Annotated in this window: 17 protein-coding genes; 14 read left to right on the top strand and 3 right to left on the bottom strand. The window is 43.8% G+C overall.

Annotated features, from left to right (window positions below):
• Window positions 1-43: 43 nt before the first annotated feature.
• Window positions 44-253, bottom strand: a complete 210-nt coding sequence (locus QF117_RS01890; RefSeq protein ID WP_017034739.1) for a cold-shock protein — start codon at window positions 251-253, stop codon at window positions 44-46.
• Window positions 254-638: 385 nt separating this feature from the next.
• Between QF117_RS01890 and QF117_RS01895 the strand changes: the two genes are divergently transcribed.
• The gene (locus tag QF117_RS01895; RefSeq protein ID WP_282386112.1) at window positions 639-857 is read left to right on the top strand and encodes a ribosome alternative rescue factor ArfA; all 219 of its coding nucleotides are present in this window, start codon (window positions 639-641) and stop codon (window positions 855-857) included.
• Between the two features lie 90 nt (window positions 858-947).
• Here the strand turns inward: QF117_RS01895 and QF117_RS01900 are convergent, their stop codons facing one another.
• Entirely contained in the window at window positions 948-2,111 is a 1,164-nt protein-coding gene (locus QF117_RS01900; protein ID WP_282385831.1) for a threonine/serine exporter family protein, read from the bottom strand.
• A gap of 406 nt (window positions 2,112-2,517) precedes the next feature.
• Here QF117_RS01900 and QF117_RS01905 point away from each other — a divergent pair, with 406 nt between their 5' ends.
• From QF117_RS01905 to QF117_RS01945, 9 genes are all read left to right on the top strand, one after another.
• Window positions 2,518-2,889 (top strand): NADH:ubiquinone oxidoreductase, encoded by a 372-nt coding sequence (locus tag QF117_RS01905; protein WP_282385833.1) that lies wholly within the window; start codon window positions 2,518-2,520, stop codon window positions 2,887-2,889.
• A gap of 202 nt (window positions 2,890-3,091) precedes the next feature.
• Window positions 3,092-4,255 carry a D-alanyl-D-alanine carboxypeptidase family protein gene (locus tag QF117_RS01910; RefSeq protein ID WP_282385835.1) on the top strand — a complete coding sequence of 388 codons (1,164 nt, stop codon included), beginning with the start codon at window positions 3,092-3,094 and terminating at the stop codon, window positions 4,253-4,255.
• Window positions 4,256-4,540: 285 nt separating this feature from the next.
• Window positions 4,541-4,888: a helix-turn-helix transcriptional regulator gene (locus QF117_RS01915; protein ID WP_282385838.1), complete on the top strand. Its 348-nt coding sequence runs from the start codon at window positions 4,541-4,543 to the stop codon at window positions 4,886-4,888.
• An 82-nt stretch (window positions 4,889-4,970) separates the two neighbouring features.
• Entirely contained in the window at window positions 4,971-5,186 is a 216-nt protein-coding gene (locus tag QF117_RS01920; protein ID WP_282385839.1) for a DUF3820 family protein, read from the top strand.
• A 282-nt stretch (window positions 5,187-5,468) separates the two neighbouring features.
• On the top strand, window positions 5,469-5,894 hold the full coding sequence (locus tag QF117_RS01925) for a hypothetical protein (protein WP_282385840.1): 426 nt from the start codon (window positions 5,469-5,471) through the stop codon (window positions 5,892-5,894).
• Window positions 5,895-6,057: 163 nt separating this feature from the next.
• A complete protein-coding gene (secD, locus tag QF117_RS01930; protein ID WP_282385841.1) occupies window positions 6,058-7,857 on the top strand; it encodes a protein translocase subunit SecD in 1,800 nt (599 codons plus the stop codon).
• Window positions 7,858-7,859: 2 nt separating this feature from the next.
• Window positions 7,860-8,762 (top strand): protein translocase subunit SecF, encoded by a 903-nt coding sequence (gene secF / locus QF117_RS01935; RefSeq protein WP_282385842.1) that lies wholly within the window; start codon window positions 7,860-7,862, stop codon window positions 8,760-8,762.
• The gene (locus QF117_RS01940) at window positions 8,759-9,850 is read left to right on the top strand and encodes a calcium:proton antiporter (protein WP_282385844.1); all 1,092 of its coding nucleotides are present in this window, start codon (window positions 8,759-8,761) and stop codon (window positions 9,848-9,850) included. The genes secF and QF117_RS01940 overlap by 4 nt, the downstream gene beginning before the upstream one ends.
• Window positions 9,851-9,925: 75 nt before the next feature.
• Entirely contained in the window at window positions 9,926-10,576 is a 651-nt protein-coding gene (locus QF117_RS01945) for a DedA family protein (protein WP_282385846.1), read from the top strand.
• Between the two features lie 8 nt (window positions 10,577-10,584).
• Here QF117_RS01945 and QF117_RS01950 read toward each other — a convergent pair whose 3' ends face one another.
• Entirely contained in the window at window positions 10,585-10,761 is a 177-nt protein-coding gene (locus QF117_RS01950) for a hypothetical protein (protein WP_282385847.1), read from the bottom strand.
• A gap of 35 nt (window positions 10,762-10,796) precedes the next feature.
• On the opposite strand from QF117_RS01950, the gene QF117_RS01955 reads away from it, so the two are divergent.
• From QF117_RS01955 to rbsC, 4 genes are all read left to right on the top strand, one after another.
• Window positions 10,797-11,126, top strand: a complete 330-nt coding sequence (locus tag QF117_RS01955) for a ribosome recycling factor family protein (protein ID WP_282385849.1) — start codon at window positions 10,797-10,799, stop codon at window positions 11,124-11,126.
• Window positions 11,127-11,360: 234 nt separating this feature from the next.
• A complete protein-coding gene (rbsD, locus tag QF117_RS01960) occupies window positions 11,361-11,780 on the top strand; it encodes a D-ribose pyranase (RefSeq protein ID WP_282385851.1) in 420 nt (139 codons plus the stop codon).
• Window positions 11,781-11,825: 45 nt separating this feature from the next.
• Window positions 11,826-13,331 carry a ribose ABC transporter ATP-binding protein RbsA gene (gene rbsA, locus QF117_RS01965; RefSeq protein ID WP_282385852.1) on the top strand — a complete coding sequence of 502 codons (1,506 nt, stop codon included), beginning with the start codon at window positions 11,826-11,828 and terminating at the stop codon, window positions 13,329-13,331.
• The gene (gene rbsC / locus QF117_RS01970; RefSeq protein ID WP_282385855.1) at window positions 13,328-14,326 is read left to right on the top strand and encodes a ribose ABC transporter permease; all 999 of its coding nucleotides are present in this window, start codon (window positions 13,328-13,330) and stop codon (window positions 14,324-14,326) included. The genes rbsA and rbsC overlap by 4 nt, the downstream gene beginning before the upstream one ends.
• Window positions 14,327-14,379: the final 53 nt, after the last annotated feature.

The raw sequence follows: 14,379 nt of genomic DNA on the forward strand, positions 1-14,379 counted from the left end.
TAGCCAGCATAATGCTGGCTATTTTTAGAAAAAAGGTACTAAATTAAAGTACTTTGATGTTTTCAGCTTGTGGGCCTTTTTGACCTGTAGTAACTACAAACTCAACTTTTTGACCTTCAACTAGAGTTTTGAAACCGTCGCCTGTGATCGCTGAGAAGTGAGCGAATACGTCAGGACCGTTCTCTTGTTGAATGAAGCCGAAGCCTTTAGTTTCGTTGAACCATTTTACTGTACCAGTAACTGTGTTAGACATGATAAATATCCTAATTAAAAATATTGTGCCGAATTTGGCGCGGATAGCGTGGAAAAGTAGACTGCTATTGCGTACCACACGGAAGTTACAAGTAATCCAACGAGACGCATATTTAGACAAAGAACTGCTTTCTAGCTGTTGGTGATTCTAGACCAATCTAGAGCTAAGTCAACGTTTACTCGAGCGAATCCACAGAACTTTTTGGTATTTTCTGCCGTTTTATGCGCAAGGTGCCATTTTTGGCGATAGGCTATTGAGATTAATGTAATTGATATCACGACCGCTCTCTATGATTAAATTGTGCTTGGTCGAATTTTGTACGATAATCGGTGGGTTTTTATTAAATAGGTTTCATTATAAGGTAGTACTTATGAAAGAAAGAAAAATGAGAGAGGAAAAGGTTTTCCTAGAGCCGCTCAGTCATGACGTTGAACTTAGCTGTGAGGTTGAAGTCGGTCGAGGCCGCATTCAAGATAATGCATTAAAGGCGATGGTCACGAGCAAGCTCTTTACAGCTAGAGTTGAAAAGGCGAAAAAAGGAAAAGGAAGTTACAAGCGCACGAATAAACATAAGGGCAAAGAGCCCTATTCAAAAGCCGCGTAGAACGTGAGATTTGAATAGGGCTTTTTAGTCAGTGAGACCTTTATTGGTTGCCGTTTTCAATCATTCGTTACTGGTAGCAACTAGCTTGGGCTAGCGTTCGATTTGCGGCGAATAAATCGAGTAGGCGGTAATTTGCCCTGCGACAATGGCTGCAAACATAAACAAGGCAGAAAGGCCAATACTTGGGATTGGCAATATGGACTGCTCAAAAACCGACTGACTTGCACTTATAAGGACTCGGCTACCAGGAACGAGAATAATGATCCCTTGCAGAATATAGATTGCACCGGTGAGCTCCATTTTTTTCGCTACCCAAGTTCCGTATAAGGTAATCAACATCGTGGTGACCCAAGTTCCCACGACCCAACCGCTGTCAAAGCCTAGATAGAATGGCCCCCACATTCCCAGTACGGCGACAGGAAGACCCAGTAAAATATCTCTTGCTCTGGCATTAAAAATAATACCGATGGAGATAGAAAGAATGAATACGCCCAAAATGTGCATCCATTTTGGCACGTCATTCAGGTAAGTTGCTGTCTCACTATGCCCCCAAATTGCTTCGCCAATATTCAGCCCCATGACGATTCCAACAAACAGCTTAATTAAACTCAGTGCACTTTGCCCCAGAAGGCTAGTCCCTGACACAAGGTCATTAAAGGCTAAGCATTCCAAGGCATTGGCTATAGAAAGCCCTGGGACAAATAAAATAATGGCGGCAATGCATAAAGCCCAAACGGGTATGGGTAATCCTGTGCTCGCAATAAACGCCACTAATACACCCGTCACGAGCGCAGAAATAAATTCGACAGCAATGCTGCGACGCCCTTTACACACTAACTGACAAACCCAAACCATAAATCCCAGAAACACAGAGAAAGCAACCGCTTCCATTGTGCTGCCAACAAGCATCAAATACGCAGGCGGAATTCCCATGTTTGCCAGCGCTACGACCCATTTAGGGTATCCCACGGGTTCAGGCAAAGGTTCACTGCTGGGTTGGTTGATGCGTATGATCGTGTTCGCAAGCAAACTCAAGTTTATTGACGCAGGCTTCAACCGTTTCATGACCACCGCGTTATTGTCATCAGGAAACTGGTAATTGATGGTCGTCGGAGTCGCTTGAATCATAACGTCGACGTCATGTTTTCTAGCGTAATACTGTGTGTATTTTTCAACTTTATAGGGCGCACAACCACTGCGGTGTAAGGTATCTCCAATTTCGACGATTTTGGATATTCGATATTGTGAAAGCATGGCTTTGAAATCAACAAGCGAAAGGTGGGCCTAAGGTACCAAAGCCCTCTATTGTTGACGAGAAATATTGCGCTAATTTTCTCAGTCTTGTTAATTTGGCCTCCATCATTGAACAAAGTTGACTGAAGTCATGCTTTGATAAAATTTAGAGTTATTTACCCAGGCTAACCGATTGTTACATTTTAGATCAATTATTGTGCAGAAAAGCCAGTGTAACTGGTATATAAAGGATGTATTCGATTACAAGATGTAAGCCAATTGTTAACGAAAATAACCACTGTAAATGTGAACGTTTTTTGTTGTTTATTTGCACTTGCAATCGTGATTGAAAAGGCGACAATAGCGCAAAATGAGTTTGCAAAAATGAAAGGAAGCAAATCGTAGGTCACTAAACGAGGCGTGTATTATGAAGTTAATTATTATTGCAATGATATCTATCTTAGCGGGTGTTGCATCAGCGGAACATTTTCATTCTTTTGTTCTTGGTCTGACGATTTCAACGCTTGCTGTCGGCAGCTGTTACTGGTTCGCATTTCGCACAACGCGCTTTCCTGAACTTGTGTTACTGTTACTTTTCTTAGGCATGTTTGCTAAGTTGATGGTGACTGTTGTCGGTATTGTATTGAGCGTATCAGCCGAATTGATCACTTCCCCTATGATATTTGCGATGTCTTATTTGTTTTTCTCTATGGTGGCGACCTATTTATGGTTCAACTATCGAATGAAAAAAACGCCGCATTGGACGACACTTATTTCTCGCTACGCCAATGCTAACTAAGCGAGCATAATCAAAATTTTTTCAATGACCGATAGCATGCTATCGGTCATTTTGTTTTAATAGAAAGAAGTTTGGTGCTTTGTTCGCCACTGTGTAACTAAAATCAAATTTTCGTAAGGATTGGTAAAGCCCTCATTTATCTTCCTTGCTTTTATATATACTCCTAACAACACCTATTTCACTTGGCTAAAATATGATTAATATGGATTTACGATTCGCTGGTGCTTTACTCTTAACCGCTCTTCTCTCACCTTTCACAATAGCGGCACCAACCATCGTGCCCGATGCACCCGTCTTAGGTGCAAACGGGTATGTGTTGATGGATTACCATACTGGCAAAGTACTGGTTGAAAAAAACGCTCATACCAAGTTAAACCCTGCGAGTTTGACTAAATTAATGACCGCGTATGTTGCAGGGCAAGAGATAAAAGCGGGTAACATTGGTAAACACGATCAAGTGGTTATTAGTAAAAATGCCTGGGCAAAAAAGTTTCCTGATTCATCAAAAATGTTCATCGAGGTGGGTAAAACCGTCGATATGATGGATCTATACCGTGGCTTAATTGTGCAATCTGGCAATGATGCGAGTGTCGCGATTGCTGAGCATGTGGCGGGCTCTCAAGATTCTTTTGTTGCACTTATGAATTCATGGGCACAACGTTTAGAGTTAGAGAATACAGCGTTTACTAACCCTCATGGATTAGACAGTAATGGTCTCTATTCTACCCCTTATGATATTGCGACCTTGGGTCGTGCCATCATCCGAGATCTACCGAATATTTATCCACTGTATAGTGAGCGCTCTTTTAAGTTCAACGGTATCACGCAATATAACCGTAATGGCTTGCTGAGAGACCGAAGCATGAATGTTGATGGCATGAAAACGGGTTACACGAGTGGGGCTGGGTATAGCTTAGCCAGTTCAGCGACTAGCGGTGATATGCGTCTAATCTCTGTCGTTATGGGTTCAAAGAGTACTAAAAGTCGCGAAGCTGAAAGTAAACAATTGTTGAGTTATGGGTTCCGTTTCTTTGATACCGTTTCTCCAAATTCCGCAGGCGAAGAAATTGCTAGACCAAGAGTGTGGATGGGTTCAGAAGACGGCGTTTCTGTCGGTGTTGATCAAGATGTGTTTATTACACTGACGAAAGGTGAGATAAGTAAGCTGACCGCAAGCATTGAATTAGACGGCGAGTTAACAGCACCCATTCGTAAGAATGATGTGCTGGGCAGTGTTTCTTACTTAGTGGATGGAGAGCAGGTAGCTCAATCTTCACTGGTCGCGTTGAATGATGTGGAAGAAGGGAGTTTCTTCAAAAAAGCACTGGACTGGTTTAAACGTTTAATTGCTAGCTTCTTTGGCTAAGCAGAAACGTAATAACATCTTTGATTCGAGAGGCCATATTCATTATGGCCTTTTTTGTGCTTGTTAGGTTTGCCCTAAGTGTCTTTAGCGCGAGTTGTCCGTGCGTATTCACGAGATATATTAACTAGACGTATTAACTAGGCGTATTAACTATAGGCATTTTAACAAGCATATTCCCGTGCAAGTTAACTGCAAAACATTGGTCAAAACCTGACGGCTATCTGACATTGTGTACATGGATTACAGCAGAATTCATCCATATTTAGAATGTAAGGAAGCTCCAACGTGCAGTTCAATCAGATAGATAGAGACGCTTTATATAACGCCTGGATGTCACAAAAAGCCAAGATGCGCTTGACGCAGATGGAAATGGCAAAAAAAATGGGAATGACACAAGCCGAGTTTTCAGCCATATTGAGAGGGAACGCTCCGATCTCTTTGGAGTTTATCCACCAGTTTTGCACCAAGCTGCATATCGAACCTTATCGAGTTGTCCCGTCTTTACAGCGTGTTAGCCAATCGGCACAGCAACTGGTGACGTTAAAAAGCACGATGTCTGTCGACGGCGAAATCCAACGTGTGTATGCACAAGGGAATCAAGTCATTGTTGAGTATGTTCATACCGTCGCTTAATGGTCACGTTAATGGGTCGATCAACCTGTTGGAAAATCAATTGGTCACGGAAGAGCGCGACAATCAGAGGCGAAAATAAGGTATGTTGGAGAAAGAAAACCTAGTCAAGCTGGCAAGAACGCCAATGCCATTTGGCAAGTATTCAGGAAGAGCGTTAATCGATCTACCGGAGGAGTATTTGTTGTGGTTCGATAAGAAGGGATTCCCTAACGGTGAGCTTGGTGATCTTCTTCAACTTTGTTTGGCATTGAAAATTGAAGGGCTCGACAGCGTGGTAAAGCCGTTAAAACGAATGTGAATGATAGTCATCAACACAAAAAAAGAGAGACAATGAAGAGGAGATAAGGCTATGAATGAGGCCATGCATAGTCTGGATTTATGGTTTTAGGTGTTTTTAGAGTTTTTTAATCTATCTAAATTAATGAAAGGTTCTAAATAGAGTATCTATTGGTTTATTGACTGATTATACTTGCCCTAGTTTCATTACTCATGGTTATCTGTCTTGCTTAAACGTTACTATCAACTATTCATTCTTATCGCATTGTCGCTATGTTCGCATATCGTGACTGCGCAGGAGTGCATGGATTTTAGTGGCAACCAATCCGCTGCGTACGTCAATTTGCCAGAAAATTGCGATGCAGGCGATCAGATGAATCCAGACTCTGATACTGGCAATGCTAATGCCAACGCTAAAGCTAAGACGGATATCGACGATCCCATTTCGTTAGGGGATGACGGTTTTACCTTTAACGATCATAACGAACCATACGCAACGTCGTTTTTTCGTCGTATCATTAGCGCGGATAACTGCGCTAGTAATGGTATTGAGCCAAGCTATTACCTTTTAGTGGCGTTTTTATCCCCTGTGTTACTGGATATCGCACGCTCAGATGTTCAACTACCAGACCCTTCATCTCATTGGACAAGCTTCACTTTGTCAAGCTCTCGTCTTTCCGGTTGGAAAGAAACCAATGCTTTGTATACCCATCAACACTCTCGCACTTAGTGATTCATTTCTCAGGTCGTTACTGACCATTACGCATTGAAATAATATCTGAACTACGACATTTTTAGGCTGATTCTATCGCTCATCTCAGTGAGGTATGCGCCGTTAGCGTGAATGTTGTGATGCTTTTCAATGCACAGTTTTAATCTATTGAGAGATAGAGTTGCAAATGAAAAAGAAAACGCCCCATAAAGTCATCAACCGCTATGCGAGTTGGAAATACGTGGTTCTGATTGTCACCATCATCGTGATGACATTCAGCGCGCTACCCTCGTGGTATGGCGAAAACGCTGCTTTACATATCAGTTCTCGCGATCAGGCCACGCCCGATGCCACCTTTATAGCAAATCAATTGAGTCAGGTTGATATTACGCCACTGAGCATTCAACAAGACGGCACTCGAACGATTGTTGTATTGGATGACGAAGCTCAACAGAGCCTAGCAAGAGACACACTCAGTGTTGTGCTCGATGACGATATCACTATCGCTCTGGCGATGGAGGCCGCCGCACCCGATTGGATGACCTCGATGGGCTTTGCTCCGATTAAACTTGGTCTTGACTTGCGCGGTGGTGTTCAGTTCTTACTCGAAGTGGATATGGAGCCTGTTTACCAGGCTCATCGCCAAACCTTGATCGATGATATGACATCAGACATTCGATCAAGCCGCGGTCGACACAGCGACAATAGCGTCTTGTTGACGGTCCGTAACGCTGATGATGTTCAAACCGCACGAAAGCTCCTTCGTGAAAACTACCCTAATTGGAATGTTTCTACTGACCAACGTACGTTAACCATTACACAATCCAGTGATGAACGTTCGACATTGCGAACCTTAACTGTCCAGCAAAACCTGCAAATTATGCGTAGCCGTTTGGAGCAACTTGGCATTACTGAAGCCTCGGTTCAGCGTCAAGGTGAAAACCGTATTCGTATCGAATTACCCGGCGTTCAAGACCCTGCATCAGCCAAAGATGTGATTGGTGCAACGGCTTCTTTAGCTTTCCATGCGGTACCGAATAGTGCCGGTTCTCAATCAATGGTCCTACTCGATAATGATGGAAATCGTGTCAATGTGAGTCGAAGAGCTGTTCTTGGCGGAGAGCACATCATTGACGCTAGAGCGGGCGTTGGCGAAATGGGATCTGCGGAAGTTAATATCTCGCTAGATACAGTTGGCGGCCGAAAAATGTCTCAATTCTCACGCGCCAATATTGGCAATCCAATGGCCACGGTTTACAGCGAATATAGCCGAAATGCGCAAGGTGAAAGTGAGCAAGCCAGTAACGTGATCAGCGTGGCAACCATTCAATCACAGCTTGGTAATCGTTTTAGAATCACCGGCGCGGGTAGCATGCAAGATGCGCAGGAGCTGGCGTTGTTGCTAAGAGCGGGGTCATTAACCGCCCCTGTTACGATTATTGAAGAGAGAACGATAGGGCCAACTTTAGGCGCTGAGAATGTGAGTAATGGTTTCGCTGCTGTCGCGTTAGGTCTTGGATTAACCCTGGCGTTCATCGCCTTGTGGTACCGAAGACTGGGCTGGGTCGCCAACGCGGCCTTGTTAGTCAATATGGTGATGTTGCTAGGTCTAATCGCCTTGTTACCCGGAGCGGTATTAACCTTGCCAGGGATTGCCGGCTTGGTACTGACCGTAGGTATGGCGGTGGATACCAATGTTCTTATCTTTGAACGAATAAGAGACAAAATGAAAGAAGGGCGTAACTTCGCACAATCGATTGATCGCGGCTTCGATAGCGCCTTTGCGTCTATTTTTGATGCGAATTTGACCACCATGATTGTTGCTCTCGCGCTGTACTCAATCGGAAACGGTCCGATACAAGGGTTTGCATTGACGTTAGGGCTTGGCCTTCTTACCAGTATGTTTACCGGGATCTTTGCATCTCGTGCTGTGATTAATTTGATTTGGGGGCGTGATAAACGCCACGATGTGAGGGTATAACCATGATGAAATCAAACGTATTACTGTCTCGAGTACGCTACGCGATGTCGGGTATTTCTGTGCTCTTATTTGCCCTGTCTGTTTTGCTGATTGGATTTAAAGGATTCAATTGGGGACTTGATTTTACAGGGGGTGTGGTTGCTGAAGTCGTTCTGGATAAAGAGCTGAAAAGTGAAACATTAGGGCAGCATTTAAACCAAGAACTGAATCAAGATGTGCAAATTGCTCGTTCAAATGATGAAGGCCGCTGGATTATACGATATAGCGATGTTGAACAATTTACTCAACCTATCCAAGAAACCCTAGCGCCGATAAGTCAAAATGTTCATGTATTGAATAGCAGTGTGGTTGGCCCGCAGGTGGGGCAAGACATGGTTGAACAAGGTGGATTGGCTATTTTGGTCTGCTTTGTTTTGATTATGCTCTACCTGAGTTATCGTTTTGAATGGCGTCTTGCGCTCGGGGCGTTAAGTGCCCTTGTCTATGACATCGTGCTGGTTTTGGGTTTGTTTGCCTTGTGTCAATTTGAATTCAATTTGACGGTGTTGGCTGCGGTACTGGCTGTGCTGGGTTACTCGCTCAATGATTCGATTATTATTGCCGATCGGGCTCGTGAGCTGCTTAAAGGCAATCCTAACGGTAAAACCGATCATCTGATTAACGATGCAATACGTGCAACGCTTTCAAGAACGTTAGTGACGTCTGGAACGACATTGATGACGGTTTCTTGTTTATGGCTGCTCGGGGGTTCTGCATTGGAAGGCTTCTCAATTGCACTGCTGGTTGGAATCGCTAGTGGCACTTGGTCATCTATTTCCATTGGTGTGACGTTACCGCAGTTGGTTAATTTAAGCCCATTACACTATCAACCGAAAGCCATGCTAGAGGAGGATCAACTGCCATGAAGCGATTTTTAAAAAGTGAATTTTTACTATTGATTGGTTTTTTAACCGTCGCTATTTTTAAACTTGGCGGCAACGATATTCTCGCAACCGATATTGCGTCTCCAGCAGGTATTGCTGCCACGGTGACGTTGTTTATTGTTGTTATGGGGGCTATTTTTGCGGTCGTCAGGCATTCAGATGCATTAGCTATTAAGTTAGGCGACCCTTATGGCACCTTGATTTTGACGTTAGCGGTGATTTCATTGGAAGTCGTTATGATCTCGTCGGTCATGATTACTGGAGAATCAAACCCAGTGCTGGCAAGAGATACGATGTTTGCCGTTGTAATGACGGTTTTCAATGGCCTAGTGGGGATAACGTTGCTTATCGGTGGCTTAAAATACCATACTCAAAAATACAACGTGGATGGCCTTCAATCTTACTTAGTCGCGATCATCCCTCTTTCATTGCTCTGTTTGGTTTTACCAAGCTTTACCAGCTCGAATGAACTGGGTTCCATGTCAGCGTCACTCACGTGGACATTGGTGTTGGCATCGATTGGCTTATATTCGGTGTTTCTGTTCATTCAAACTCGAAGTCATACTCACTTCTTTATGGATGAAGACCACCAAGATGAGCACGAGTTTCATGGCATCTTGGGGAGTAATCTCTACCATTCGCTATTGTTAGTGGGCTATCTGTTGGTGGTGATTTTACTAGCGAAAAGCCTTGCGATTCCGATTAACAGCACAATTTATATGTGGGGTGCTCCACCTGCACTTGGGGGCTTGATAGTCGCTCTGCTTATCCTAGCACCAGAAGCCGTTGGCGCGGCTAAAGCAGCGTTAAACAACCAGCTGCAAAGAGCGCTGAATTTGTTCTTTGGTTCCGTGTTGGCAACCATTGCCCTGACGGTTCCCGCCGTTCTAATGATTTCGCATGTGATCAATGAGCCGGTCCATTTAGGTTTAGAGCCGCCAGAAATGATCTTGCTTGGGATGACATTACTGATGGCAAGTGTCAGTTTCAGTCGTGGACGAACTAACTCTTTAAACGGAGCAACACACCTTATTTTATTTGTTGCCTACGTCATTTTGATGTTCGATTAACCCCTCTCTAACTTCGGACCCTGTGCAGGAAACTTTCTGTACAGGGTTAATTCTATTTGGTAGGACTCAATTAATATGCAAGAAATGTTACTCGCAGTTTGGCATCAAGATTTTGAAGCACTGCAACAAATAAGCTCACTCAAGTGGTTTCTAATGGTGCTTGGTTTGATACTTTTTATAGAATCAAGCTTCGTTTTCCTGCCATTTCCAGGAGATAGCTTAGTACTGTTTGTCGGTGGAATGATTGGCTTAAGTGTTTTTGGTTTTTATCCTGCTCTCGCCCTCCTGTGCCTAGCTGCTTCGTTTGGAAGCATGTGTGCTTACTTTCAAGGTCGATTTTTAGAAAAGACTAAGTTTGTGGTGTTTCTAGATCGAATATTGCCTGAGGAGTCGTTACCTAGAGCCAAATCTTTGCTCGACAGGTACGGCTTTTTATCACTGTTTATTTCAAGGTTTATTCCTTTTGTTCGTGTGTTAACACCTATGTTGATGGGGGTATCAAAGCTTAATCCATGGCGTACGTTAGTGATCAGCATTTCTAGCTCTCTGATCTGGTGCTTGGTGCTATTGCTGATTGGTAAAATGGTGATGACGAATCCACTCATGAGTGAGTATCAGGAGTTACTGTCGAAATCAGTGATGGCAGGGAGTGTTAGTCTGATGATTATTGCGGTGATTGGAATACTTTATCGGGTGGTTAAATCACGTAAACACGTCGCTAATTAGATTCTGATTTAGACATACAGCATGCTAAAAGAGAGTGCAGTTTGATCGGGATAGAATAGTGGGTGAGTAAACACGTTCGAGTCGAGTTCACCCGTTTGATTTTCATTAGGCCATTGCGTTACTCTAACTGCATCGTTTTTAGTAACCGTGCTCAATGATGACCGATGAAACCGTGCTTGTTCCATTGCCTTCTCTTATTCATCGCTTGGGTGGAGAGCGAGTGAAGCAACTTAAACTCGTTGCTTCACAATACGATTGCACATTGAATCGAGTTCGCCGCTCTCGGCATTGGCAGATGACAGGCACTGCAAGTTCGCTAACTCAGTTTTTGGATGTGTTGAACTCTTTAGAAGAAGAGTCTTTACGCTCAGTGATTAAAAAAATCGAATCCATCTTAGTCAGATCAAGCACCCCCCTAGAGTCGATGGAAGTGAGGCTTGTTAAGATAATCGATACCCACCCTTCGATGACATTAAACGAATTAATGCAGAAAACCAGTTGCTCTCTGGCACAAGCGAGACGTGCAAGATTCGAATCCGATATACTTTAAATCAATCAATAGTCATTGAGCTATCAGTGATAATAATCACCCTTTTTTCTCTCCCTTTTTTAATTTAAAAGATCAAAATCACAAATTTATTTTCTTATCTTTGCAAACTTAAAACAGATAACTATTATTCATCGAAACGTTTCGATGATTGTTTTCCTGGTTTAAAAATACCGTCATTCTCACGGAAAAGACATGAATGATGTCTTAATCAAATTCTAATTTTAGGGTCAAAAAATGAAAAAAAGTACGCTCATCAATGCGGATCTTTCTTACCTAGTGGCAACGCTAGGTCATACCGATGAAATCACGATTTGCGATGCAGGCTTGCCTATCCCTGATGAAGTGACTCGGATTGATTTGGCCCTTACTCACGGTGTTCCTAGCTTTCTTGAAACGGTGAGCGTGATTCTGTCTGAATCTCAAATTGAAGGGGTGATCCTCGCTGAAGAATTTGCCACAGTAAGCCCTAAGCATCATCAAGAGTTGGTAGACAAATTAAAAGCTGAAGAACAAGGATCGGGTAAGTCTATTTCGATTCATTATGTATCACATGAAGAGTTTAAAGAGCGAACACAGCACAGTCGCGCCGTTGTGCGTACTGGTGAATGCACACCTTATGCAAACGTGATCTTTCAAGCTGGCGTTACTTTTTAATCCATAAGAAGTTTAACGCTTCCGGTTTCTTATTGAGGGCATGACATGACTCAAGCTATTTTACAGTTAAACGCGATGGAAAAAGCATTTCCGGGTGTGAAAGCACTCGATAAAGCGAGCCTTAACGTCTATCCCGGCCGAGTAATGGCGCTGATGGGAGAAAACGGCGCAGGCAAATCCACCTTGATGAAAGTGTTGACGGGTATTTACTCGTTAGATGCGGGTGATATTTACTATCAAGGCCAGGCAACCACGTTCAAGGGCCCAAGAGATTCACAACAAGCGGGCATTAGTATTATTCATCAAGAGCTTAACTTGATCCCAGAACTGACGATTGCAGAAAATATTTTTCTAGGGCGAGAATTTACCAGCCCGTTAGGTCGCATTCAGTGGCAAAAAATGTATCAAGAAGCCGATAAACTATTGGCTCGATTAAATGTAAAGCACAGCTCTAGCAAACTTCTTGGTGATTTGAGCCTCGGTGAGCAACAGATGGTAGAAATTGCCAAAGCGCTCTCTTTCGAGTCAAAAGTGATCATTATGGATGAACCGACGGATGCCCTCACTGATACTGAAACAGAATCCTTGTTTAAGGTCATCAATGAACTGCGCGACCAAGGTTGTGGCGTTGTTTACATTTCACATCGCTTGAAAGAAATCTTTGAAATCTGTGATGACATCACGGTGTTGCGCGATGGTAAATTCATTGGTGAATGCCCAGTTATCGATACCGATGAAGACGGTTTGATTGAAATGATGGTGGGCAGAAAACTTGAGGATCAATACCCAAGAGTGAATGTCGAACATGGCGATATTTGTCTGGAAGTCTCCGGTCTAACCGGGTCAGGTGTTCACGATGTGAGCTTTACCCTTCAACGTGGAGAGATTTTGGGCGTTTCAGGTTTAATGGGAGCGGGACGGACTGAACTGATGAAAGTCATTTTTGGTGCTTTGCCCAGTGAATGTGGTGTCATCAATCTGGATAACAAAACCATCAATCCTGTTAGCCCGCAAGACGCATTAGCCAATGGGATTGCCTATATTTCTGAAGACCGAAAAGGGGATGGTTTGGTTCTTGGCCTGTCTGTCAAAGAAAACATGTCACTCAGTGCGCTCGATAAATTAAGCAGAAATGGTCAAATCCAACATAAAGATGAAGCCATAGCAGTTGAAGACTTTATACGTCTGTTCAACATCAAAACCCCCACACGCGATCAAATCATTGGCAACTTGTCTGGTGGTAATCAACAGAAAGTAGCGATAGCGAAAGGGCTGATGACGCGGCCAAAAGTCCTCATTTTAGATGAACCGACTCGCGGGGTTGACGTTGGTGCAAAGAAAGAAATCTATCAACTGATTAACAAATTTAAGTCGGAAGGCATGAGCATCATATTGGTCTCGTCTGAAATGCCTGAAGTCTTGGGAATGAGTGACCGCATCATGGTGATGCACGAAGGGCGTATCAGTGGCGAGTTTGATGTCAAAGATGCCGACCAGGAAAAACTACTCGCTTGTGCGGTAGGCAAAAAGATCAATGAGGAAGCAGCATGAGTGCCAACGCTACTAACACAACGAACGCAACGAAAAAAACACAAGACGGCAGTAAGGCATTCTTTACTAAAGAGTGGTTGATTGAACAAAAATCATTAATTGCTCTGCTGTTTTTGATTGCTGTTGTTTCGTTCTTAAACCCGAACTTTTTTACGGTCGACAACATTCTCAATATTCTTCGCCAAACGTCGGTGAATGCCATCATCGCGGTTGGGATGACACTGGTTATTTTAACCGCCGGAATTGATCTCAGCGTTGGTTCGGTATTGGCTCTGTGCGGTGCATTCGCAGCCACGATGATAGGGATGGAAGTGCCCGTCATGATTGCAGTGCCTACATCATTGCTGGCCGGCGCAGCCCTTGGCGCAATAAGCGGAGTTATTATTGCCAAAGGCAAGGTTCAAGCGTTTATCGCCACCCTGGTCACCATGACTCTGTTGCGTGGTGTCACTATGGTCTATACCGATGGCCGCCCAATCTCTACAGGGTTTACGGATACAGCAGATGCCTTTGCTTGGTTTGGTACGGGTTACACATTGGGCATCCCAGTTCCCGTGTGGTTGATGGTTTTTGTCTTCGCCGCGGTCTGGTATCTGCTTAATCACACCCGTTTTGGACGCTATATCTACGCTGTTGGTGGCAATGAATCGGCGGCACGCCTTTCGGGTATCAATGTCGATAGAGTGAAAATCGGTGTGTACGCCATTTGCGGTATGTTAGCGGCTGTTGCTGGCATTATCATTACCTCCCGTCTTTCTTCTGCCCAGCCTACAGCAGGTATGGGCTATGAACTTGATGCTATCGCAGCAGTCGTGCTTGGCGGAACAAGCTTGATGGGCGGTAAGGGGCGAATTATGGGAACCCTAATTGGTGCTCTGATCATCGGGTTCTTAAACAACGCACTTAACTTGTTAGATGTCTCTTCTTATTTCCAGATGATCGCTAAAGCCGTTGTGATATTGCTAGCGGTACTGGTTGATAACAAAAATAAGTAGCCAGATATGTAGCCAAAGTTGAACAGCCTCGGTGATGACATGTCAGCATCGAG

This window comes from Vibrio sp. YMD68, assembly GCF_029958905.1.
In the GTDB taxonomy this organism is placed as follows: Bacteria; Pseudomonadota; Gammaproteobacteria; order Enterobacterales; family Vibrionaceae; genus Vibrio.